Source organism: Kitasatospora sp. NPDC001683, from assembly GCF_053596495.1.
Map to the genome: position 1 here is coordinate 47358 of NZ_JBSFGK010000012.1, position 21650 is coordinate 69007.

General features: G+C 73.1%; 21 protein-coding genes. 17 read left to right on the top strand and 4 right to left on the bottom strand.

The annotated features are described in order from the left end of the window. Positions 1-14 precede the first annotated feature (14 nt). The 5 genes from ACWCYO_RS09260 to ACWCYO_RS09280 all read left to right on the top strand — a co-directional run bounded on the left by ACWCYO_RS09260 (position 15) and on the right by ACWCYO_RS09280 (position 5501). Complete coding sequence (locus ACWCYO_RS09260; RefSeq protein WP_405000838.1) at positions 15-878, top strand: dihydrodipicolinate synthase family protein; 864 nt, start codon at positions 15-17, stop codon at positions 876-878. Positions 879-1012: 134 nt separating this feature from the next. Beyond that, positions 1013-2017 (top strand): proline racemase family protein, encoded by a 1005-nt coding sequence (locus ACWCYO_RS09265; protein WP_449783851.1) that lies wholly within the window; start codon positions 1013-1015, stop codon positions 2015-2017. Positions 2018-2056: 39 nt separating this feature from the next. Beyond that, entirely contained in the window at positions 2057-3421 is a 1365-nt protein-coding gene (locus ACWCYO_RS09270; protein ID WP_449783852.1) for an aldehyde dehydrogenase family protein, read from the top strand. Then, entirely contained in the window at positions 3421-4449 is a 1029-nt protein-coding gene (locus tag ACWCYO_RS09275; RefSeq protein ID WP_270148219.1) for a proline racemase family protein, read from the top strand. Before ACWCYO_RS09270 ends, ACWCYO_RS09275 begins: the two co-directional genes overlap by 1 nt. Before the next feature lie 152 nt (positions 4450-4601). Next, positions 4602-5501, top strand: a complete 900-nt coding sequence (locus ACWCYO_RS09280) for an ornithine cyclodeaminase family protein (protein ID WP_449783853.1) — start codon at positions 4602-4604, stop codon at positions 5499-5501. Positions 5502-5608: 107 nt separating this feature from the next. Here ACWCYO_RS09280 and ACWCYO_RS09285 read toward each other — a convergent pair whose 3' ends face one another. Beyond that, a complete protein-coding gene (locus ACWCYO_RS09285; RefSeq protein ID WP_449783854.1) occupies positions 5609-6241 on the bottom strand; it encodes a TetR/AcrR family transcriptional regulator in 633 nt (210 codons plus the stop codon). Between the two features lie 105 nt (positions 6242-6346). Here ACWCYO_RS09285 and ACWCYO_RS09290 point away from each other — a divergent pair, with 105 nt between their 5' ends. The 4 genes from ACWCYO_RS09290 to ACWCYO_RS09305 all read left to right on the top strand — a co-directional run bounded on the left by ACWCYO_RS09290 (position 6347) and on the right by ACWCYO_RS09305 (position 9123). Beyond that, complete coding sequence (locus ACWCYO_RS09290) at positions 6347-7228, top strand: NAD(P)-dependent oxidoreductase (RefSeq protein ID WP_270148221.1); 882 nt, start codon at positions 6347-6349, stop codon at positions 7226-7228. A gap of 159 nt (positions 7229-7387) precedes the next feature. Next, complete coding sequence (locus ACWCYO_RS09295) at positions 7388-8098, top strand: GntR family transcriptional regulator (RefSeq protein WP_449783855.1); 711 nt, start codon at positions 7388-7390, stop codon at positions 8096-8098. Positions 8099-8198: 100 nt separating this feature from the next. Continuing rightward, on the top strand, positions 8199-8795 hold the full coding sequence (locus ACWCYO_RS09300) for a Uma2 family endonuclease (protein ID WP_270148224.1): 597 nt from the start codon (positions 8199-8201) through the stop codon (positions 8793-8795). A gap of 205 nt (positions 8796-9000) precedes the next feature. Further along, positions 9001-9123, top strand: coding sequence for a hypothetical protein (locus tag ACWCYO_RS09305; RefSeq protein ID WP_270148225.1), 123 nt, complete (start codon positions 9001-9003; stop codon positions 9121-9123). Here the strand turns inward: ACWCYO_RS09305 and ACWCYO_RS09310 are convergent. Beyond that, a complete protein-coding gene (locus ACWCYO_RS09310) occupies positions 9120-9803 on the bottom strand; it encodes an ABC transporter ATP-binding protein (protein WP_270148226.1) in 684 nt (227 codons plus the stop codon). The genes ACWCYO_RS09305 and ACWCYO_RS09310 overlap by 4 nt on opposite strands. Further along, positions 9800-10876, bottom strand: coding sequence for an ABC transporter permease (locus ACWCYO_RS09315; protein WP_449783856.1), 1077 nt, complete (start codon positions 10874-10876; stop codon positions 9800-9802). Before ACWCYO_RS09315 ends, ACWCYO_RS09310 begins: the two co-directional genes overlap by 4 nt. Positions 10877-11039: 163 nt before the next feature. Between ACWCYO_RS09315 and ACWCYO_RS09320 the strand changes: the two genes are divergently transcribed. The 3 genes from ACWCYO_RS09320 to ACWCYO_RS09330 are packed head-to-tail and all read left to right on the top strand — an operon-like array spanning position 11040 to position 13936. After that, on the top strand, positions 11040-12245 hold the full coding sequence (locus tag ACWCYO_RS09320; protein ID WP_449783857.1) for a sensor histidine kinase: 1206 nt from the start codon (positions 11040-11042) through the stop codon (positions 12243-12245). Further along, positions 12242-12868 (top strand): response regulator transcription factor, encoded by a 627-nt coding sequence (locus tag ACWCYO_RS09325; protein WP_270148231.1) that lies wholly within the window; start codon positions 12242-12244, stop codon positions 12866-12868. Before ACWCYO_RS09320 ends, ACWCYO_RS09325 begins: the two co-directional genes overlap by 4 nt. A gap of 45 nt (positions 12869-12913) precedes the next feature. Next, the gene (locus tag ACWCYO_RS09330) at positions 12914-13936 is read left to right on the top strand and encodes a nitronate monooxygenase (RefSeq protein WP_270148232.1); all 1023 of its coding nucleotides are present in this window, start codon (positions 12914-12916) and stop codon (positions 13934-13936) included. A 247-nt stretch (positions 13937-14183) separates the two neighbouring features. On the opposite strand, the gene ACWCYO_RS09335 is transcribed toward ACWCYO_RS09330, so the two are convergent. After that, positions 14184-15635 carry an aminopeptidase P family protein gene (locus ACWCYO_RS09335; RefSeq protein ID WP_449783858.1) on the bottom strand — a complete coding sequence of 484 codons (1452 nt, stop codon included), beginning with the start codon at positions 15633-15635 and terminating at the stop codon, positions 14184-14186. Positions 15636-15789: 154 nt separating this feature from the next. Between ACWCYO_RS09335 and ACWCYO_RS09340 the strand changes: the two genes are divergently transcribed. The 5 genes from ACWCYO_RS09340 to ACWCYO_RS09360 all read left to right on the top strand — a co-directional run bounded on the left by ACWCYO_RS09340 (position 15790) and on the right by ACWCYO_RS09360 (position 21563). After that, positions 15790-17541 (top strand): ABC transporter substrate-binding protein, encoded by a 1752-nt coding sequence (locus ACWCYO_RS09340; RefSeq protein ID WP_449783859.1) that lies wholly within the window; start codon positions 15790-15792, stop codon positions 17539-17541. Between the two features lie 11 nt (positions 17542-17552). Beyond that, complete coding sequence (locus tag ACWCYO_RS09345; RefSeq protein ID WP_270148236.1) at positions 17553-18521, top strand: ABC transporter permease; 969 nt, start codon at positions 17553-17555, stop codon at positions 18519-18521. Then, positions 18518-19504: an ABC transporter permease gene (locus ACWCYO_RS09350; RefSeq protein WP_270148237.1), complete on the top strand. Its 987-nt coding sequence runs from the start codon at positions 18518-18520 to the stop codon at positions 19502-19504. Before ACWCYO_RS09345 ends, ACWCYO_RS09350 begins: the two co-directional genes overlap by 4 nt. A 77-nt stretch (positions 19505-19581) precedes the next feature. Beyond that, entirely contained in the window at positions 19582-20586 is a 1005-nt protein-coding gene (locus tag ACWCYO_RS09355; protein WP_270148239.1) for an ABC transporter ATP-binding protein, read from the top strand. Then, positions 20586-21563, top strand: coding sequence for an ABC transporter ATP-binding protein (locus tag ACWCYO_RS09360; RefSeq protein WP_270148240.1), 978 nt, complete (start codon positions 20586-20588; stop codon positions 21561-21563). The genes ACWCYO_RS09355 and ACWCYO_RS09360 overlap by 1 nt, the downstream gene beginning before the upstream one ends. Positions 21564-21650 lie beyond the last annotated feature (87 nt).

Here is a 21650-nt window from a genome sequence, read left to right on the forward strand (position 1 = left end):
CCTGGCGCGGCATCATGGTCGCCACCACGATCCCGCTGCGCCCGGACCTCTCCGTCGACTACGACGCCTACGCCGAGCACGTCCGCTGGCTGATCGACTCCGGCTGCGACGGCGTCGTCCCCAACGGCTCGCTGGGCGAGTACCAGACGCTCACCGCCGAGGAGCGCGCCCGGGTCGTCGAAGTGGCGATCGAGGCGGCCGGCGACGGCTCCCGGGTCATGCCCGGCGTCGCCGCGTACGGCAGCGCCGAATCCCGCCGCTGGGCCGAGCAGGCCGCCGAGGCCGGAGCGGGCTCCGTCCTGCTGCTGCCGCCCAACGCCTACCGGGCCGACCACGCCTCCGTGCGGGCGCACTACGCGGAGGTCGCCCGGGCGGGCCTGCCGGTCGTCGCGTACAACAACCCGATCGACACCAAGGTCGACCTGGTGCCCGCGCTGCTCGCCCAACTGCACGGCGAGGGCTCGATCGTGGCCGTCAAGGAGTTCAGCGGGGACGTCCGCAGGGCGTACGAGATCGCCGAGCTGGCGCCCGGGCTGGACCTGCTGATCGGTGCCGACGACGTGCTGCTGGAGCTGGCGCTGGCCGGTGCGGTGGGCTGGATCGCCGGATACCCGAACGCGCTGCCGGAGGCCTCGGCGGCGCTCTACCACGCGGCCGTCCGGCGGGACCTGGACACCGCGCTGCCGCTGTACAAGTCGCTGCACTCGCTGCTGCGTTGGGACTCCAAGACCGAGTTCGTCCAGGCCATCAAGCTCTCCATGGACATCGTCGGGCGCCCCGGCGGGCCGGTCCGGGCGCCCCGGCGGCCGCTGGAGCCGGAGATCGAGGCGGCGGTGCGCGCGGCCACCGAGAAGGCGCTGGCCGAGGGCCTCGCGTAGAGCCTGCCTTTGGGGGCTCGCGTAGGGCCTGTCCGCAGGGCCTGTCTTCAAGGGCCTGACGTCCGGCCGGCTGTGCGGGCAGCCGGCCCCAACCGACCGCTTCGACTTTGACTTCGACAGAGGAGTTGTGAGGAATGCGCAGCCGTCACGTGTTCTACGCCGTGGACTCGCACACCGAGGGCATGCCGACCCGGGTGATCACCGGAGGCTTCGGCGTCATCCCCGGCGCCACCATGGCCGAACGCCGGGTGCACTTCCAGCAGCACCTGGACCACTTCCGCACCCTGCTGATGTACGAGCCGCGCGGGCACGCCGCGATGAGCGGCGCCATCCTGCAGCCGCCCACCCGGCCGGACGCCGACTTCGGCGTGCTCTACATCGAGGTGTCCGGGCTGCTGCCGATGTGCGGGCACGGCACCATCGGCGTCGCCACCGTGCTGGTCGAGACCGGGATGGTGCCGGTGGTCGAACCAGTGACGACGGTACGGCTGGACACCCCCGCCGGACTGGTCGTCGCCGAGGTGCGGGTCGAGGGCGGCGCCGCCAAGGCGGTGACCATCCGCAACGTGGCGTCCTACGCCGTCGCGCTGGACCGCAAGATCGAGGTGCCCGGTTACGGCACGGTCGGCTACGACCTCGCGTACGGCGGCAACTTCTACGCCATCCTGCCGCTCGCCGAGCTCGGGCTGCCGTTCGAACGCGAGCGCAAGCAGGACATCCTGGACGCCGGCCTCGCCCTGATGGCCGCCGTCAACGCGAGCCCCGACCGGCCGGTGCACCCGGAGGACCCGTCCATCCACGGCTGCCACCACGTCCAGCTGCTCGCCCCCGGCTCCACCGCCGAACACTCCCGGCACGCGATGGCCATCCACCCCGGCTGGTTCGACCGCTCGCCCTGCGGCACCGGCACCTCGGCCCGGATGGCCCAGCTGCACGCGCGCGGCGAACTGCCGCTCGGGCGGGACTTCCGCAACGACTCCTTCATCGGGACGACCTTCACCGGGCGGCTGGTGGCGGAGACCGATGTCGCCGGACACCCCGCCGTGGTGCCCACCGTCACCGGGCGGGCCTGGGTCACCGGCACCGCCCAGTACTTCCTCGACCCGGACGACCCGTTCCCGGCGGGTTTCCTGCTCTGACTGCTGTGCTTGTGAACTCGCTCTGAAGGGCTGGTAGTTGTGACCATCACCTCGTACAACCCCGCCGACCCGGCCGATCTCGTGGTCGCCGTCGAGGCGCCCGGCGCCGAGGCCGTGCGGGCCGCCGTCGGACGGGCCCGGGCCGCGCAGGGTGGCTGGCTCGCGGCCGGGGCGGGCGCCCGCTCGGCGGCGCTCGGTCGGATCGCCGAGGCGGTCGAGGCGCACGCGGAGGAACTGGCCGCGCTGATCGTGCGCGAGGTCGGCAAGCCGCTGGCCGAGGCGCGGGGGGAGGTCGCCCGGACGGCGGCGATCTGGCGCTACTACGCGCAGGCGCCGTACGAGCCGTCCGGGGCGGTGCACGAGACCGCCGCCGGTCCGGGGCTGCTGCTCACCCGGCGCCGCCCGTACGGGGTGGCCGGCCTGATCGCGCCGTGGAACTTCCCGCTGGCGATCCCGAGTTGGAAGGCCGCGCCGGCGCTGGCGGTCGGGAACACGGCGGTGCTCAAACCCGCGCCGGAGGCGACGGCCTGTGCGCTGCGGCTGGCCGAGCTGGCCGCGCTGGCCGCATTGCCGGCGGACGTGTTCACGGTGGTGCCCGGCGGGGCCGAGGAGGGGGCGGCGCTGGTCGACGAGGCGGACGTGGTCTCCTTCACCGGCTCGACCGGGGTCGGCCGCGCCGTGGTACGGGCCGCCACCGGGCGCGGGGTGCCGGTGCAGGCCGAACTCGGCGGACTGAACGCCGCGTTGGTGCTGCCGGACGCGGACGTGGAGCTGGCCGCAGGGCACATCGCGGCCGCGATCGCCGGGTACGCCGGGCAGAAGTGCACCGCCACCAGCCGGGTGATCGCGGTGGGCGCGGCCCATCAGCCGCTGCGGGAGGCGCTGATCAAGGCCCTTGCCGCGGTTGACGATTCGGTGTGCGGGCCGGTGGTCAACGCCGTCGCGCGGGAGCGGATGGTCGGGGCGGTCTCCTCGGCCGTCGAGGCCGGGGCGAGCGTACTGGTCGGCGGGCGGGTGCCCGAGCGGGTCGGTTGGTACGTCGAGCCGACCCTGCTCGCCGAGGTGCCGGCCCAACACCCGCTGGCCCGCGAGGAGTTCTTCGGGCCGGTGGCGGTGCTGCACGCGGCCGCCGACCTGGACGAGGCCATCGCGCTCGCCAACGACACCCCGCACAGCCTCGCCACCTCGGTGCACACCCGCAGCCTGGACGCGGCGCTGGCCGCCGCCGACCGGCTGGACGCGGGCATGATCCGGGTCAACGCCCCGTCCAGCGGCGTCGACTTCCACCTGCCCTTCGGCGGGACCAAGGGCGCGAGCCACGGCGAGCGCGAACAGGGCCGGGCGGCACTGGAGTTCTACACCGTGAGCCGGACGGTCAGCGTGCTGCCGGGTGGGGGCCTGTGATGTGGGTCCGTACGGTCGACTACCACACGGCCGGAGAGCCGTTCCGGATCGTGCTGGACGGGGTGCCCCCGATCCCGGGTGACAGCGTCGCCGAGCGGCGGGCCATCGCGCTCGGCGCGGGCGGCAGCGCGACCGCGCCCCGGCCGAGCGCGCTGGACGAGGTCCGGCAGCTGCTCGTCCGGGAGCCGCGCGGGCACGCCGGGATGTACGGCGGCTTCCTGGTGCCGCCGGACGACGAGGAGGCGCACCTGGGCGTGCTGTTCTGGCACAAGGACGGTTACTCGACCGCCTGCGGGCACGGCACCATCGCGCTCGGCGCCTGGGCGGTCGACTCCGGCCTGGTCCCGGCCCCCGAGGACGGCGTGGCCCGGGTGCGGATCGACGTGCCCTCCGGGCGGGTCACCGCCCTGGTGCACCGGGCGGGCGGGCGCACCACCGGGGTCACCTTCCGCAACGTGCCGAGCCGGGTCGGTGCGCTGAAGCTGCCGCTGGCCACCTCGCGCGGGGCGGTGGAGGTCGCCGTGGCGCACGCCGGGGCGTGCTACGTCTCGGTGCCGGCGGCCGCACTGGGCCTCGAGGTCTCGCAGCGGTTCCTGCCCGAACTCACCGCTGTGGGGCGGGAGATCAGGGAACTGCTGGCCGACTCCGAGGCGGTCTCGCACCCGACGGATCCGCGGCTGTCGGGCGTGTACGGTGTCGTGCTGTACGACGAACTGCCTTCGGAGGGCAGCGCGTTGATCCAGCGGAACGTCACCGTCTTCGCGGACGGGCAGATCGACCGCTCGCCCTGCGGCTCCGGAACCTCCGCCCGCCTCGCGGTGCTGGTCGCCGAGGGAAGGCTCGCGCCGGGGGAGGAACTGCTGCACGAGTCGATCACCGGCACGGTGTTCAGCGGGCGGGCGGTCGCCGGAGGCGACCCGCTGGTCGAGGGCATCGTCACCGAGGTCGGCGGGGTGGCGTTCCGCACCGGGGAGCACGCGTTCGTGCTGGAGGCGGGGGACTCGCTCGGGACGGGGTTCCTGCTGTGAGTGGCGCTGTGCTGCCCGGTGCTCGGCTGTTCGGTGCTGGGCCGTCCGACGGTGGGCCGTCCGGTGCTGGGCCGTCCGACGGTGGGCCGTCCGGTGCTGGGCCGTCCGACGCTGGTCTGCCCGGTGCGGGGGCTGAGCCGCTCCAGTACACCGTGCCGGGCACCGGCGGGCTGGGGCCCGCCGGGGCGGTGGGGGCGATCGAGCGGGTGCTGCTGGACGGGCTGGACCCGGAGGCGGCGCCCGCCCGGTCGGCCGTACCGGTGCCGGCCGGGGAGCTGCTGCTGATGCCGGCCGCCGCCGGGCCGTACGCGGGCGTCAAGATTGCCGGGGTCGCGCCGGACAACCCGGCGCGCGGGCTGCCCCGGATCACCGGCAGCTACCTGCTGCTGGACGGGCCGACGCTGCGGCCGCTGGCCGTGCTGGACGGCGCGGCCCTCACGGCCCTGCGCACGCCCGCCGTGACGGCGGCGGCGCTGGCGCGGCTGGCGGTGCCGGAGGCCGAGCACCTGGTGGTGTTCGGCTCCGGCCCGCAGGCGTACGGGCACCTCGACGCGCTGCTCGCCGTTCGGCCGCTGACCCGGCTGACCGTCGTGGCGCGCGACGCCGGACGGGCTGCCGCGCTGGTGGCGTATGGGCGGAGGCTCGGGCTGGCGGCCACGGCCGGCGGGCCGGAGGAGGTCGGTCGGGCGGACGTGGTGGTCTGCTGCACGACCGCGCGCACCCCGCTGTTCGACGGTGCGCTGGTGCCCGCGCACGCGGCCGTCGCGGCGGTCGGCTCGCACGAGCCGGACGCGCGGGAGGTGGACGAGGTGCTGGTCGGCCGGGCCGAGCTGTACGTCGAGGCGCGGACCGCCGCGGCGCGCGAGGCGGGGGACCTGCTGCTGGCGGGCGCGCTCGGGCGGCGGCAGGTGTGGAACCTGGCCGAGCTGGTGCGCGGCGATGCGCTGGTGCCGGACGGGCGGCCGCGGTTCTTCAAGAGCGTCGGCATGGCCTGGGAGGACCTGGCGGTGGCGGCGGAGGTGTACCGGGCCGGGCGGCGTCGGTCGCCGTAGAGCACGAGCCGACTGCCGGGGGGGGGCGGTGCAGTTGTGGAGCCGGAGTCGGCGCGGTGAGGTGGGATCCCTCGGCCGCGCCGGCTCCTTTCGCGTTCTGGCCGTTGCTACGGCTTCCAGCCGTTCCGGCGGTAGGTGGCGAGCAGCCGGGCGAGGTGGCGGCCGGCGATGTGCAGCGGTTCCTCGCTGCGGGCGACCTGGGCGGAGAGCTCGGCGCCCTCCAGGGTGTTGATGACGGTGCCGGCCAGTTCGCGGGCGTCTTCGGCGCCGATGCCGGCGGCGCGCAGGCGTTCTTCCACGATGGCCTGCCAGTTGGCGAAGGCCTCGGCCACGGCCTGCTCGATCACCGGGGCGCGGCCGACGGTCTCCAGGGCGGTGGTGGTGATCGGGCAGCCGTCCTGCCAGTCGGAGCTGCGCAGTTCGCGCGCGAGCAGGGTGGTGCAGGTGGTGACCGCCTCGGTGAGGTCCGTGGAGGAGCCGAGGCCGGCGCGCAGGATGACGGCGAACTCCTGCTCGCCGTGCCGGATCGCCTCGGCCGCCAACTCCTGCTTCCCGCCCGGGAAGAAGTGGTAGACGGAGCCGAGGGTGGCCTCGGCCTCGCGGGAGATCTGCTTGATCCCGGTGCCCTCGTAGCCCTGGCGCTGCAGCAGCCGGGAGGTGGCCCGGACGATCCGCTCGCGGGTGCCGACGCTGCTGGTCTTCTCGGCGGTCTTCACGGGGGTCTTCACGGGGGTCTTCACGGGCCGATCCTAGCCGATCTTCTGAATAGAGCGTTCGTTCCAGTGCTGTGCTAGCGTCGTCGACGGCACTGGATAGAGCGTTCGTTCTAGAGGAGGGGCAGTCGCATGTCCGTTGAGCGGAATTCGAAGGCGTCCGTGACGGTGATCGGGCTCGGCCCGATGGGGCAGGCCATGGCCCGGGCGTTCCTGGACGCCGGTCACGCCGTCACGGTGTGGAACCGTACGGCCGCTCGGGCCGATGAACTGGTCGCCCGTGGCGCGCAGTTGGCACCCAGTGCGGAGGCGGCGGTGGCGGCCAACGAACTGGTGGTGCTCAGCCTCACCGACTACGACGCGGTGTTCGCGGTGCTGGAGTCGGTGGAGCGGGTGGTGGCCGGGAAGGTGATCGCCAACCTCAGCTCGGACACCCCCGAGCGGGCCCGGGAGGCGGCGCGCTGGCTCGCCGAGCGCGGCGCGGGGCACCTCACGGGCGGGGTGCAGGTGCCGCCCTCGGGCATCGGCAGCCCGGAGTCGTCCACCTTCTACAGCGGGCCGGTCGAGCTGTTCCAGCGGCACCGGGCCGCACTGGAGGTGCTGACCGGCGCCGACTACCGGGGCGACGACCCCGGGCTGGCGCAGCTCTACTACCAGATCCAGATGGACCTGTTCTGGACCTCCATGGTCGGCTACCTGCACGCCACCGCGATCGCCGAGGCCAACGGCATCTCGGCCGAGGAGTTCCTGCCGTACCTGAGCTCGACGGCCGCCTCGCTGCCGGGCTTCCAGGCGTTCTACGCACCCCGGATCGCGGCCGGGAACCACGCCGGGGACGTCGACCGGCTGACGATGGCGCTGGCCGGCATCGAGCACGTCCGGCACACCGCCGAGGCCTCCGGGGTGGACGGTGCGCTGCCGGCCGTCCTGGCCGAGGCGTTCCGGCGCGGCGTCGAGGCCGGGAACGGTGCGGCGAGCCTGACTTCGTTGGTGGGGCAGTTCCGGCGGGCGTAGCCCTGTGTGCGGTGGCAGATCGTGTGCCGTCGGCCGTTGTCACGGTCGGCGGCCGCTGTCACCATGACCCTCAAGGGAATGGTCGATTCCTGGACTGTTGCACGCTCAACGTAACGTGACATTGTACGCTGGTGTTCTGCACCCACCCGGAGGAACACCATGGCCGAGCTCAAATCCCGCACCCTGATCTCCGTGCAGGAGCGGCTCCGCGACCAGGTCGCCCACGCCCTCCGGGCCGCCCTCATCTCCGGCGAACTGCGCCCCGGCGTCGTCTACTCCGCGCCCGCGCTCGCCGCCGACTTCGGCGTCTCCGCCACCCCGGTGCGCGAGGCCATGCTCGACCTCGCCCGCGAGGGCCTGGTCGAGGCCGTCCGCAACAAGGGCTTCCGGGTCACCGAGCTCACCGAGCGCGACCTGGACGACTATACCGAGATCCGCGCCCTGATCGAGGTCCCGACCGTCGGCCGGGTCACCCGCACGGCGAGCAAGGAGCAGTTGGAGCGGCTGCGGCCCCAGGCCGAGGCGATCGTCGCGGCCGCGCGCAAGCACGACCTGATCGGCTACCTGGAGGCGGACCGGCAGTTCCACCTCGACCTGCTCGGGCTGGCGGGCAACGCGCGGCTGGTCGAGGTGGTCGGGGAGCTGCGCAAGCGCTCCCGGCTGTACGGGCTGACGAGGCTGGACGAGCAGGGGCAGCTGGTCTCCTCGGCGGAGGAGCACGTGGAACTGCTGGACCTGATGCTCAGCGGCGACGCGGAGGCGGCGGAGGCGTGCATGACCCGCCACCTCAGCCACGTGCGCTCGCTGTGGGCGGGCCAGGACGAGACGGCGGAGACGGAGCGCCCGGCGCTGCGGCTGCGGGCTCGCTAGGGGCTAAACCGCTCGTTCGGGTGAAGGTGGAACGGCGGGCGTCGGGAGGCGCCCGCGTCCTACGATGATGTTCTCGACATCGGCAGCCAGGAGGAAATCCATGTCCGCCGCCGCAGTGGAAGAACCCATGGAGCAGTTGACGCTGCTCGAAGCCGCAGACCTGATCTCCAACAAGCTGGTCGGCTACCGGGTCGAGATCATCGGGGGTCAGATCGCAGTGACGCCGCCACCTGACGGTCAGCACGGTGATGCACTCACCACCATCAGCTTTCCGCTCCTGCTCGCTGGTCTCCATGGCGAGACAACCCGCGTGATCCAGGGGATGGGTGTTTGGTTGCCGGACGGGCCGTTTGACTTCGCCGTTCCGGACCTGTCGGTGGTTGATGCCGACTACGCGGACCACAAGATCGAGCACAACTGCTACGACCCGTCGGTATTCCGCCTTGTACTTGAGGTCACCTCATCGAATCTCAGCGATGACCTCAAGCGGAAGCCGACGGCTTATGCGTCGGCAGGCGTGCCCGTCTATGTCATTGCGGATCGGACGAACCAACGGGTCATGATGCTTACCGACCCGCACGAAGGCGAGTACCGGCTGCATGCTGTCCACCACCCGGGGCAGTCCTTCGAACTGCCTGGGGCGGTCGGTGCGTCGGTGATGCTGAAGGTGGACGACGTGCTCGGGCCGTTGAAGTAGCGTCGTCCCGTGCGTCACATGGCGGAGGCCCTCTTCGAGCGGTTTCCCGGGCATCGGGTGGAGGTGCTGGGCGGCGAGGTGTCCGTCGAGCCCGTGCCGGACATGCGGCATGCCAGAGTCCTGAAGCGGATGAGAAGGGCTTGCTACCAGGCAGGGCTGGGCGAAGGGGGCGCCGAAGGACCGGGTCGATCGGCGGGTTCTGGTGATGACCGATCCGCAGGACGGTGAGTACCGGGAGCAGGTCGTCCACCGCCCGGGGGAGTGGTTCACCTTGCCGGAGTCGATCGGCGCGGTGGTGACCATGAACGTGGACGACCTGTTCTCCTAGGCCGCTGTCGCCGGCACTTCCAGTCGGCCGTCGTGGACCTCGGCGATCTGGTCGACGGCCGTCAGGTGGGTGCGGTCGTGGGTGACCAGGACGGTCGCGGTGGCCCGACGGTGGGTGAGTTCGGTGATCAAGTCCAGGACCGCCGCGCCCCGTTCGTGGTCGAGGGCGCTGGTGGGCTCGTCCACCAACAGCACCGTGGGGTCGTTCATCAGGGCCCGGGCGATGTTGACCCGCTGGCGCTGGCCGCCGGAGAGCTGGTGCGGTCGGCGATGGGCCTGGTCGCGGAGGCCGACGGCGTCCAGGAGTTCCAGGGCGCGGGGGAGGGCGCTGCGGGGGGAGCGGCCGTCGAGGTGGGCCATCACCTGCAGCTGCTCGACGGCGGTGAGCGAGGGCAGCAGGTTGGCCTGCTGGAAGACGATGCCGATCTTGGTGCGGCGCAACGAAGTCAGCTCGGCGCGGTCGAGGCCCGCCGTGTCGGTGCCGTCCACGACGACCCGTCCGGAGTCGGGGCTGATCAGGGTCGCGGCGACCGCCAGCAGGCTGGACTTGCCGGAGCCGGAGGGGCCGACGACGGCCGTGAGCGAGCCCTTGGGGACGGTCAGGGAGACCTGATCCAGTGCGGTGAGCCGGCCGTCGCCGTCCGGGTAGGTGAGGGTGATGCGGTCGAGGGTCAGGCTCATCGGGCGCTCCCCAGGGCGGTCAGCGGGTCGACGGAGGTGATCCGGCGGATGGACAGGGCCGCGCCGATCGCGCCGAGGGCGATCATGACGGCGGCGGGCAGCAGCAGGGTCGGGGCGTCCAGGACGAAGGGGACGGCGGAGCCGATCAGCGAGCCGGCGCCGAGGGCGATCGCGGTGCCGACGGCCGTACCGAGCAGCAGCAGGAGGACGGCCTGGCCGAGGGCGTCGCGCAGCAGGTAGCGGGTGGAGGCACCGAGGGCCTTCAACACCGCGATGTCGCCGCTGCGTTGGATGGTCCAGACGGTGAAGAAGGCGCCGATCACCAGGGCCGAGATGGCGAACAGGAAGCCGCGCATCAGCTGGAGGGAGCCGTTCTCGGAGGTGTAGGAGCCGATCGCGGCGAGGGCGTCGTCCCGGGTGCGGGTCACGGTGCCGTGGCGGGCGTCGGCGCCGGCGAGGTCGGCGCCCTTGGCGGTGTGGAGGGCGATGACGGTGGCGTGGCCGGTGCCGCCGGGGGCGAACTGCTGCCAGTCGGTGAGGCTGCTCCAGATCACCGGGGTGTGGCTGTACGCGGCGTCGCCCTCGACGGCGGCGACGGTGAGCCGGTGGCCGGCCATGGTGAAGTCGGCGCCGGCCGTGAGGTTGCCGAGCTTCTCGGCGGCGGTCGTGGACAGTACCGCCTGGCCCGGGCCGATCAGGCCGCCCTGCGGCGCGAGGTCGGAGCCGTCCGGGACGCCGAAGGCGGAGAGGGCGGCGGTGCGGGTGCCCGCGGCGGCCTTGGTGGTGGTGATGCCGAGCGGCCGGGCGGAGGTGACGCCCGGCTCGCGGGACCAGGCCTGCCACTGGTCGGGGGTGAGCTGGGAGTCGGTGAAGCTGAGCGGCTGACCGTCGGCGGGCTTGGAGAACACCAGGTGGTCGGCGGGCAGGCCGGTGATCGCGGAGATGTTCTGCCGGCCGAGTCCGGCGGTGAGCCCGGACAGCAGGCCGACCAGCACGGTGATCAGCACGATGACGGTTCCCATCAGGGCGAACCGCCCCTTGGCGAACCTCAGGTCCCTCCAGGCGACGAACACGGTGGGCCTTCCTACGGATGAAACGGGTGATGCTCATACGGTCCGCGAAACGGGGCCGCCCGGGCATCGCGCGGGGGATTGCATCCTGGGCATCGAAGGGCCGAAGCGGAGTTCAACCTTTTGATTGATGCCGAGCCTCGGGCGCGGAACTTAGGCTGGAGGGATGGCGACCGAACGACCCAGAACCACTCCCGTCGCCCGCGTCCTCCAGGTCTGCCTGCACCTGCTCGTTGCGGGCCTGCTGGCGCTCGCCGTCGCCCGGGCCGCCGTCGTCGACCGGGGCGGCGATCCGCTGGCTGTCGCCGCCGCGGCCTCCGCGATGGCCGCGGTGTACGCCGTGGGGCCGCGGCTGGCCGCCGTCCGCGCCTCGCGCCGGGGCGCGGCGCTCTGGCTGGCGCTGCTCGGCGTCACCTGGGCGGGCCTGCTGGTCGCCACCCAGGACGGGGTGTGGCTGGCGTTCCCGCTGTACTTCCTGGAGCTGCACCTGCTCGGCCGGCGCAGCGGCCTGACCGCCGTGGGGCTGACGGCCGCGGCGGCGATCACCGCCTGGTCCTGGCACCAGCACAGCTTCAGCCTCGCCGCCTCGATCGGGCCCGCGCTCGGCGCGGCCGTCGCCACCGCGACCGTGCTCGGCTACCAGGCGCTGTACCGGGAGAGCGAGGAGCGGCGCCGGCTGATCGACGAGCTGACCGCGGCCCGCGCCGACGCCGCCGCCGCCCACCACGCGGCGGGGGTGCTCGCCGAGCGCGAGCGCCTCGCCAGGGAGATCCACGACACCCTCGCGCAGAGCCTCAGCTCCATCCAGTTGCTGCTCCGGGCGGCCCAGCGGGCGCTGCCCGAGCGTACCGAGGCCGCCGCCGGGTACGTCGAGCAGGCGCGGCAGGCCGCCCAGGACAACCTGGACGAGGCCCGGCGGTTCGTCCGCGCGCTCACCCCGCCGGCACTGGACGGCGATCCGCTGCCGGTCGCGCTGGAGCGGCTGTGCGCGACCACCACGGCGCACAGCGCGCTGCCCGTCCACCTGCACGTCTCCGGGGACCCGGTCCGGCTGCCGGCCGCGCAGGAGGTGGCGCTGCTGCGGATCGCGCAGTCGGCGCTCGGCAACACCGTGCGGCACGCGAAGGCCTCGCGGGCCGAGGTGACACTCAGCTACATGGAGGGCGAGGTGGCGTTGGACGTGTTCGACGACGGGACCGGGTTCGATCCGGCGGCGGTGGCCGGCCGCACCGGCGGGGACGGCGGCTTCGGGCTGCCCTCGATGCGGGCCCGGGCGCGGGCGCTCGGCGGCAGCTTCACGGTGGAGTCGGCGCCCGGGGAGGGCACGGCCCTGGCGGTGCAGCTGCCGGTCACCCCGGAGGTCGGCGCGTGATCCGGCTGCTGATCGCCGACGACCACCCGGTGGTGCGGGCCGGGCTGCGGGCGGTGCTGGAGGGCGAGCCGGACTTCGCCATCGTGGCGGAGGCGGCGACCGCCGAGCGGGCCGTGGAGCTGGCCGCGGAGCCGGGGGTGGACGTGGTGCTGATGGACCTGCAGTTCGGGCCCGGCTCGGCGTTGAACGGCGCCCAGGCCACCGCCGCGATCACCGCCCGGGCGGGCGCGCCGCGGGTGCTGGTGGTCACCACGTACGACAGCGACGCCGACACCCTGCCGGCGCTGGAGGCCGGTGCGACCGGGTACCTGCTGAAGGACGCCCCGCCGGAGCAGCTGGCCCAGGCGGTACGGGCCGCCGCGGCGGGGCGCAGCGCCCTGGCGCCGAGCGTGGCGGACCGGCTGCTGGAGCGGATGCGGACGCCCGCGGCGGCGCTCAGCGCGCGGGAGACCGAGGTGCTGGGGCTGGTCGCGGACGGGCTGACCAACCAGCAGGTCAGCCAGCGGCTGCACCTGAGCCAGGCCACGGTGAAGTCCCATCTGGTGCACATCTACACCAAGTTGGGGGTGGACTCGCGCACGGCGGCGGTCCGGGCGGCGCGCGGGCGAGGGCTGATCCGTTGAGCGTAGGGTGAGGGAGGTACCCGTAGGAGTGGGAGGAGCCCCCCGATGGCCGTGCGTCTCGCCGAACTCGCCGTGCCGGTGATCGGCGCCCCGATGGCGGGCGGGCCCTCGACGCCCGAGCTGGTGGCCGCGGTGAACCGGGCCGGCGGGCTGGGGTTCCTGGCCGCGGGCTACAAGAGCGCCGCGGGGATGGCCGAACAGATCGCCGCAGTACGGAAGTCGACCGACCGGCCGTACGGGGTGAACCTCTTCGTGCCGGCCCCGCCCGCGGACCCTGCGGCCGTCGCAGCCTACCGGGAGCGGCTGCGGCCGGAGGCCGAGCGGTGGGGGGTGGCGCTGCCGGAGGAGATCGGGCCGGACCGGGACGACTGGGAGGCCAAGCGCGCCGCGCTGCTCGCGGACCCGGTGCCGGTGGTCTCGTACACCTTCGGACTGCCGACGGCGGAGGAGGCGGCGGCGCTGCGGGCGGTCGGGACGCTGCAGGTCGGTACCGTCACCACGCCGGAGGAGGCGCGGGCGGCGCAGGCGGTCGGGATGGACGCCCTGTGCGTGCAGGGCCCGGAGGCCGGCGGGCACCGCGGCACCCACCGGGTGACGGACGCGCCGGGGGAGCTGCCGCTGCTGGAACTGCTGTCCGCCGTACGGGCGGTGACGCCGCTGCCGCTGATCGCCGCGGGCGGGCTGGGCGACGGTGCGGCGGTCGCGGCGGCGCTGCGGGCCGGGGCGGTCGCGGTGCAGCTGGGGACGGCGTTGCTGCGCTCCGACGAGTCCGGCGCCTCGGCCACCCACCGGGCCGCGCTCACCGAACTGCCGGAGACCGTCGTCACCCGCGCCTTCACCGGCCGCCCGGCCCGCGGCCTGCGCAACGCCTTCATCGACCGCCACGGCCGGTACGCCCCGCCCGCCTACCCGGAGGTCCACCACCTCACGGCGCCTTTGCGGGCCGCCGCCACCCGCCGCGCGGACACCACCGCCATGCACCTCTGGGCGGGCACGGCCCACCGGTTGGCGCGCACCGGCCCGGCGGAGGAGATCGTGGCGGAGCTGTGGCGGAGTGCGCGGGGATAGTGTGCCTGGCGCGCGCTGGGCGGGGCGTGTTGTCGCTCGCAGGGCTGGATTGAGCGGGAATGCGCACGGTAGCTCATAAGAGACGACTCGACTGCACCCCATGTGGATGATCCCGAGACGGCGAGCAGCATGCGTTGGAGAGGGCCCGACACGCGCCTACGCCGCAGCGATCGGTGGCGAGGTCGAGGTGGCCGTTCGGCAGGGGGAGCGGACGATCAAGGTGGCTTGACCGTCCGCTCGACCGGACTCAGCTCAGCAGGCCGGCCATCCAGGACTCGATGTCGGGGACGGTCCGTGGCAGGGCGCTGGACATCAGGTGGGCGCCGTCCTCGGTGATGACGAGGTCGTCCTCGATGCGGATGCCCATGCCGCGGAGCTCCAGGGGGAGGGTTTCGTCGTCGGGCTGGAGGTAGAGGCCGGGTTCGACGGTGAGGACCATGCCGGCTTCCAGGGTGCCGTCGACGTAGCGGTCGGCGCGGGCCTGGGAGCAGTCGTGGTAGTCGAGGCCGAGCATGTGGCCGCTGCCGCAGAGGGTGTAGCGGCGGTGGAGGCCGTTGTCCTCGGCGAGGGCCTGGTCGGCGGGGACGCGCAGGACGCCCCAGTCGGCGAGGCCTTCGGCGATGACGCGCATGGCGGCGTGGTGGAAGTCGCGGAAGCGGGCGCCGGGGCGCAGGGCGGCGATGCCGGCGCTCTGGGCGGCGAGGACGAGTTCGTAGGCCTGGCGCTGGACCGGGGTGAAGGTGCCGCCGAGGGGGAGGGTGCGGGTGATGTCGGCGGCGTAGAGGGTGTCGGTCTCCACGCCGGCGTCGAGCAGGAGCAGGGAGTCGGGGTCGAGGGCGCCGTCGTTGCGGATCCAGTGCAGGACGCAGGCGTGGGCGCCGGAGGCGACGATGCTGGTGTAGCTGGGGCCGTTGCCCTCGGCGCGGGCGCGCAGGTCGAAGACGCCCTCGATCCAGCGTTCGCCGCGGTGGTGGCGCAGGGCGGTGGGCAGGGCTCGGACGACGTCCTCGAAGCCGGTGACGGTGTGGTCGACGGCGAGTTGCAGCTGCTGGACCTCCCAGGTGTCCTTGACCAGCCGCAACTCGGAGAGCACGGCGGCGAGTTCGCCGTCGCGCTGGTCCGCGACGGGGCGTCCGGTGGCGAGGTCGACGAGGGCGTCGGTGCCCGCCAGTACCCGGGTGGACGGCTGCGGTCCGGTGAGCAACTTGCCCAGGTCGTCGAGGTGTTCGGTGCGCAGCCCGGTGAGCTGGGTGGTTTCGGCGAGGTCGGGGCGGCGGCCGACCCAGAACTCGCCGTAGCGGCGGTCGCGGTAGAACTCGCCGCCGTCGCGCGGGGATCGGGGGCGGACGTAGAGCACCGGTTCGTGGCCCGCGGCGCCGGCCGGTTCGAGGACGAGGACGTGGTCGGCCTGGTCCTCGCCGGTGAGCCCGGTGAGCCAGACGTACGCGCTGTGCGGGCGGAAGCGGTGGTCCAGGTCGTTGCAGCGGACCTTGAGGCGGCCGGCCGGGACGACGAGGCGTTCGCCGGGGAAGGCGGCGGAGAGCCGGGCGCGGCGGCCGGGGAAGCCCGAGTAGCCGGGGACGCGCTGGTCGGCGGGGAGCGGGGTGGCGGCCCAGTGGGTGCCCATGAAGGCGTCCAGGGCGGGGGAGACCGGGAGGTCGTGGCTTCCGGTGGCGAGGCCGGGCTGGGGGAGGGTCACCGGTGAACTCCTAGGCGGGGGTGGGGAGGTGAGGGCGCACGGACACGGCTGGGTAACGACCGGCGCCACCCCTTGTGTAGTGCAATTTCACATTACTATGTTACGGGTCACACAGCGGAGCGGCCAGAGCAGGCCCCCCACAGCGGAGTTGCACATGACCAGGCGCACCCATGCCCTCCTCGCGACGGCCCTCGCGGCGGCCCTCACCCTCGGCCTCGGGGCCTGCAAGAACGACAAGAGCGACAGCGGCGGTGATGCCGCGGCCGGCAGCACCCGGGCCCCGGGCGCCGCGTCCGGGACGATCGTCGGCGGCACCCCGGTCAGGGGCGGCACCCTGACCGTGCTGTCCAACCAGGACTTCGCCCACCTCGACCCGGCCCGCAACTGGACCATGCCGAACATGGACTTCGGCATCCGGCTGCTCTACCGCACCCTGGTCACCTTCAAGGCCGAACCGGGCGCCGCGGGCAGCGAGATCGTCCCGGACCTCGCCACCGACCTCGGCCGGCCCTCGGACGGCGGCAAGACCTGGACCTTCACCCTCAAGGACGGCGTCAAGTACGAGGACGGCACGCCGATCAGGTCCGCCGACATCAAGTACAACGTCGAGCGCTCCTTCGCCCCCGACCTCACCGGCGGCCCCGACTACGCCGAGCAGTACCTGGCCGGCGGCGAGAACTACAAGGGCCCGCTGAACGGCGAGCACCTGGCGAGCATCGAGACCCCGGACGACAAGACCGTGGTCTTCCACCTCAAGCGCCCGGTCGCCGAGTTCTCGTACACCGCGACCCTGCCGACCTTCGCCCCGGTGCCGCAGTCCCAGGACAAGGGCACCCAGTACGACCTGCGGCCGTTCTCCTCCGGCCCGTACAAGATCGAGACCTACGACCGCGGCAAGCAGCTGGTCCTGGTCCGCAACACCAACTGGGACCAGTCCACCGACCCGGTCCGCAAGGCGTACCCGGACAGGATCGTGGTCACCGAGGGCCTCAAGGGCGGCCAGGTGGACGACCGGATCATCGCCAGCGACGGCGCGGACGCCTCCGCCGTCGAGTGGATGAACCTGCGCCCGGAGTCCGTCTCCAAGGTGCTGCCCAAGGCGGACGTGAAGTCCCGGCTGATCGCCGAGCAGGAGGGCTGCACCGACATGCTGTACCCCAACACCTCCAAGGCGCCCTTCGACGACCCCAAGGTGCGCGAGGCCCTGATGTACGCGGTCGACCGGGACGCCCAGGTGACGGCGAACGGCGGCCCGGCGATGGGCGACGTGGCGACCTCCTACCTGCCGCCCGCGCTGGCCGGCGGCACCAAGCTGGACCCGCTGAAGATCCCCTCCACCGGTGACCCGGAGAAGGCCAAGCAGTTGCTGAAGGACGCGGGCAAGACCGACCTCAAGCTCTCGCTGACCGTCTCCACCGGCGACAAGACCCGGGCCGAGGCGCTGCAGCAGTCGCTGGCCAAGGCCGGCATGCAGGTCACCATCACCACCGCCGACCCGTCGGTCTACTACGACACCATCGGCGACACCAAGAACGCGCCCGACCTGGCCATCGTCGGCTGGTGTCCGGACTACCCGTCCGGTGCGACCTTCCTGCCGATGGTCTTCGACGGCCGCACCATCAAGGAGAAGGGCAACCAGGGCAACGTCGAGCAGTTCCGCGACCAGGCCACCGAGGACCGGATCGACCAGATCAACGCGATGTCCGACGTCACCGAGGCCGACAAGGCGTGGGTGCAGCTCAACGAGGACCTGATGAAGAAGGCGCCCACCGTGCCGATGCTCTGGCAGCGCCGCCCGTTGCTGGCCGGGACGAACGTGGCCGGGGCGTTCGGCTCCCCGGTGTGGACCGGTCAGTGGGACTTCGCCACGATCGGCCTCAAGGACCCCTCCAAGAGCAAGGGCTGAGGGCTCCTCCGATGAGTACCACCATCGATACCGGCGCGGCCGAAGAGGCCGAAACGGCCGGGCCGGTCACGCCGAAACGTTCCGGCAGAGGGCCCTGGCGGCTGGTCTGGGACCAGCTCTGGGCCAAGGGCTCGGCCCGGTTCGGCCTGGTCACCGTCGTCCTGCTGCTCCTGCTCGCCGCCCTGGCCGAGCCGCTGAGCGAGCTCGGCGGCTGGACCCCCGAGGAGTTCGACAAGCGCGCCGTGGACCCGTACCTGGGCGGCCAGCCGATCGGCGACTTCGGCGGGATCGGCACCCGGCACTGGCTGGGCGTCGAACCCGCCACCGGGCGCGACCTGTTCGCCCGGGTGCTGCACGGCGGCCAGGTCTCGCTGCTGATCGCCTTCACCGCCACCGCCGTGGTGGTGGTCACCGGCACCCTGGTCGGGATCGCGGCCGGCTACTTCGGCGGGCGGACCGACACCGTGCTGTCCCGGCTGATGGACCTCACCATGTCCTTCCCCTCGCTGATCTTCATGATCTCGATGATGTCGGTGGCCAAGGACGTCAACCGGATCCTGCTGATCACCCTGGTGATCGGGCTGTTCACCTGGCCCGGCATCGCCCGGGTGGTGCGCGGCCAGACCCTCTCGCTCAAGCACCGCGAGTACGTCGAGGCCGCCAAGGTCGGCGGCGCCCGCCCCTGGCGGATCCTCACCCGGGAGATCCTGCCGAACGTCTCCGGCCCGGTCATCGCCTACACCACGCTGCTGGTGCCCGGCATGATCGCCACCGAGGCCGCGCTCAGCTACCTCGGCGTGGGCGTGCGCCCGCCGACCCCCTCCTGGGGCCAGATGATCGCCGAGAGCATCAGCTTCTACGAGACCGACCCGACCTACTTCCTGATCCCGACGGCCTTCCTGTTCCTCGCCGTGCTCGCCTTCACCCTGCTCGGCGACGCGCTGCGCGACATCCTCGACCCCCGGGGAGGCCGGTCGTGATCCTCTACCTCGGCCGCCGGCTGCTCGGCGCGCTCGGCATCCTGCTGGCGATCTGCGCGATCACCTTCACCATCTTCTACCTGCTGCCCGCCGACCCGGCGGTGGCCGCCTGCGGCAAGACCTGCAGCCCCGAGCGGGTCGCCGAGGTCAAGGCCGCGATGGGCCTGGACAAGCCGGTCTGGGAACAGTTCGGCACCTACGTGACCGGCATCTTCGCCGGGCGCGACTACGGCAGCGGACCCGGCGCCACCCACTGCGCCTTCCCCTGCCTCGGCTACTCCTACGAGTACTCGCTGCCGGTCTGGGGGCTGCTCACCGACCGCCTGCCGGTCTCCGTCTCGCTCGCCCTCGGCGCGTCCCTGCTCTGGCTGGTCCTCGGCCTGGGCGCGGGCGTCACCTCGGCGCTGCGCAAGGGCGGGGCCGTCGACAAGACCCTGATGGTGTTCTCGGTCGGGGCGGCCTCGCTGCCGGTCTACTTCACCTCGATCATGCTGATCTGGGGCGTGGTCAGGACGGCCGGGCTGCTGCCCTACCCGTCGTACCACGCCTTCACCGACGGCCCGGTCGCCTGGGCCTCCAACCTGCTGCTGCCCTGGATCGCCCTCGCCCTGCTGTACGCCGCCATGTACGCCCGGCAGAGCCGCAACTCGATGATCGAGGCGATGGCCGAGCCGTACATCCGCACCGCCCGGGCGAAGGGCCTGCCACCGCGCACGGTGACCGTCAAACACGGGCTGCGCTCCGGGATGACACCGATCCTGACCATCTTCGGGATGGACCTCGGCGGGCTGCTGGCCGGCGCCGTCATCACCGAGTCGATCTTCGGACTGCCCGGCGTCGGACGGCTCTTCTACGACGCGCTGGTCCGCTCCGACCAGCCGGTGATCCTCGGGGTCACCCTGCTCGCGGCCACCTTCATCGTCGTCGCGAACCTGCTGGTGGACCTGCTGTACGCGTTCGTCGACCCGAGAGTGAGGTACTGAGTGAGCGAGCGGAGCGAGCGAACCGTCAAGAGGTGCGTCCTCGGCGAAGCGGCTGCCGAGCGAAGCGGGGCGGGCGCATGAGCCTGCTGGAAGTCGAGGACCTCAAGGTCGCCTTCGACACCCCGCGCGGCACCGTACGGGCCGTGGACGGCGTCTCCTTCGCCGTCGAGGCCGGGCGCACCCTCGGGCTGGTCGGCGAGTCCGGCAGCGGGAAGTCCGTCACCTCGCTGGCCGTCATGGGCCTGCACCGGGGGGCCGCCGTCAGCGGCTCGATCCGGCTCCACGGGCAGGAACTGACCGGACTGGGGGAGCGGGAGCTGGGCGCCGTCCGGGGCCGGCGGATCGCGATGATCTTCCAGGATCCGCTGTCCAGCCTGCACCCCTTCTACACCGTCGGCGAACAGATCGCCGAGCACTACCGGGTGCACTTCCGGGCGGGCCGGAAGGCCGGGCGCGCCAAGGCGGTCGAGATGCTGGCCGAGGTGGGCATCCCGGAACCGGCCCGTCGGGTCGACGAGTACCCGCACCAGTTCTCCGGCGGCATGCGCCAGCGCGTCATGATCGCCATGGCGCTCGCCTGCGAACCCGACCTGCTGATCGCCGACGAGCCCACCACCGCCCTGGACGTCACCGTCCAGGCGCAGATCCTCGACCTGATCGCCCGGATCCAGCAGGACCGCGGCCTCGGCGTCGTGATGATCACCCACGACCTGGGCGTGGTCGCCCGGGTCGCCCACGAGGTACTGGTCATGTACGGCGGCCGGGCGGCCGAACAGGCCCCGGCGGAACGGCTGTTCGCCGCACCCGCGCACCCCTACACCCGCGGCCTGCTGGACTCGCTGCCGCGCCTGGACGACACCGACGACGCCCCGCTGCGGGCCATCCCCGGCAGCCCGCCGTCGCTGCTCGTCTCCGCCCCCGGCTGCTCCTTCGCCCCGCGCTGCGCCCGCACCACCGGCGCGTCCGCCGAGGAGCACGCCCGCTGCCTGGCCGAGCGCCCGTCGCTCGACCGGCTCGGCCCGCCCGCCGCCGGCCACCGCGCCGCCTGCCACCTGCCGCTGGTGCCGGAAGGGATCGTCTGATGGCCGAACCACTGCTCTCCGTGCGGGACTTGGTGAAGACCTTCGCCGGTCGGCGCGGGCGCACCGGCCGGCCCGGCGCACCGATCCGGGCCGTGGACGGGGTGAGCTTCGACGTCGGCGCGGGCGAGACCCTGGGCCTGGTCGGCGAATCCGGCTGCGGCAAGTCCACCACCGGGCGGATGATCGTCCGGCTGCTCGACCCGACCTCGGGCACCGTCACCTTCGACGGCACCGAGATCGGCGGCCTCTCCCAGGCGCGGCTGCGGCCGCACCGGAGGCACCTGCAGATGGTCTTCCAGGACCCGTACTCCTCGCTCAACCCCCGGCAGACGGTGGCCCGGATCATCTCCGAGCCGCTGCTCGTCCAGGGCACGGGCGCCGAGGAGGCACGCGGCCGGGCGGCCGAACTGATGGAACTGGTCGGGCTGATCCCCGAGCACCTCGACCGCTACCCGCACGAGTTCTCCGGCGGCCAGGCGCAGCGGATCGGCATCGCCCGCTCGCTGGCCACCTCGCCCAAGCTGGTGATCGCGGACGAGCCGGTGTCCGCGCTGGACGTCTCCGTCCAGGCCCAAGTGGTCAACCTGATGGAGCAGTTGCAGCGCGAGCTCGGCCTGGCGTACGTGTTCATCGCGCACGACCTCTCAGTGGTCAAGCGGGTCTGCGACCGGGTCGCGGTGATGTACCTGGGCCGGATCGTGGAGATCGGTGACAAGGCCGAGGTGTACGGCAACCCGGCGCACCCGTACACCCGGGCGCTGCTGTCCGCCGTTCCGCTGCCGGACCCGGCGGCGGAACGGGCCAGGGAGCGGATCGTGCTGCTCGGCGACCCGCCGAGCCCGGCCGACCCGCCCACCGGGTGCGGCTTCCACCCGCGCTGCCCGAAGGCGCAGCAGCGCTGCCGGACGGAGCGGCCGCTGCTGGAGGCCGTCGGCACGGGTGGCCGGCAGGCCGCCTGCCACTTCCCGGAGGCCTGAGGGCCTGAGGGCCGCTCCGGCGGGCCTGGTGGACGGGCCGCCACAAGCCCCCGGTCGGACGCGGTGGGGAACCTCACGAGGGCCGCG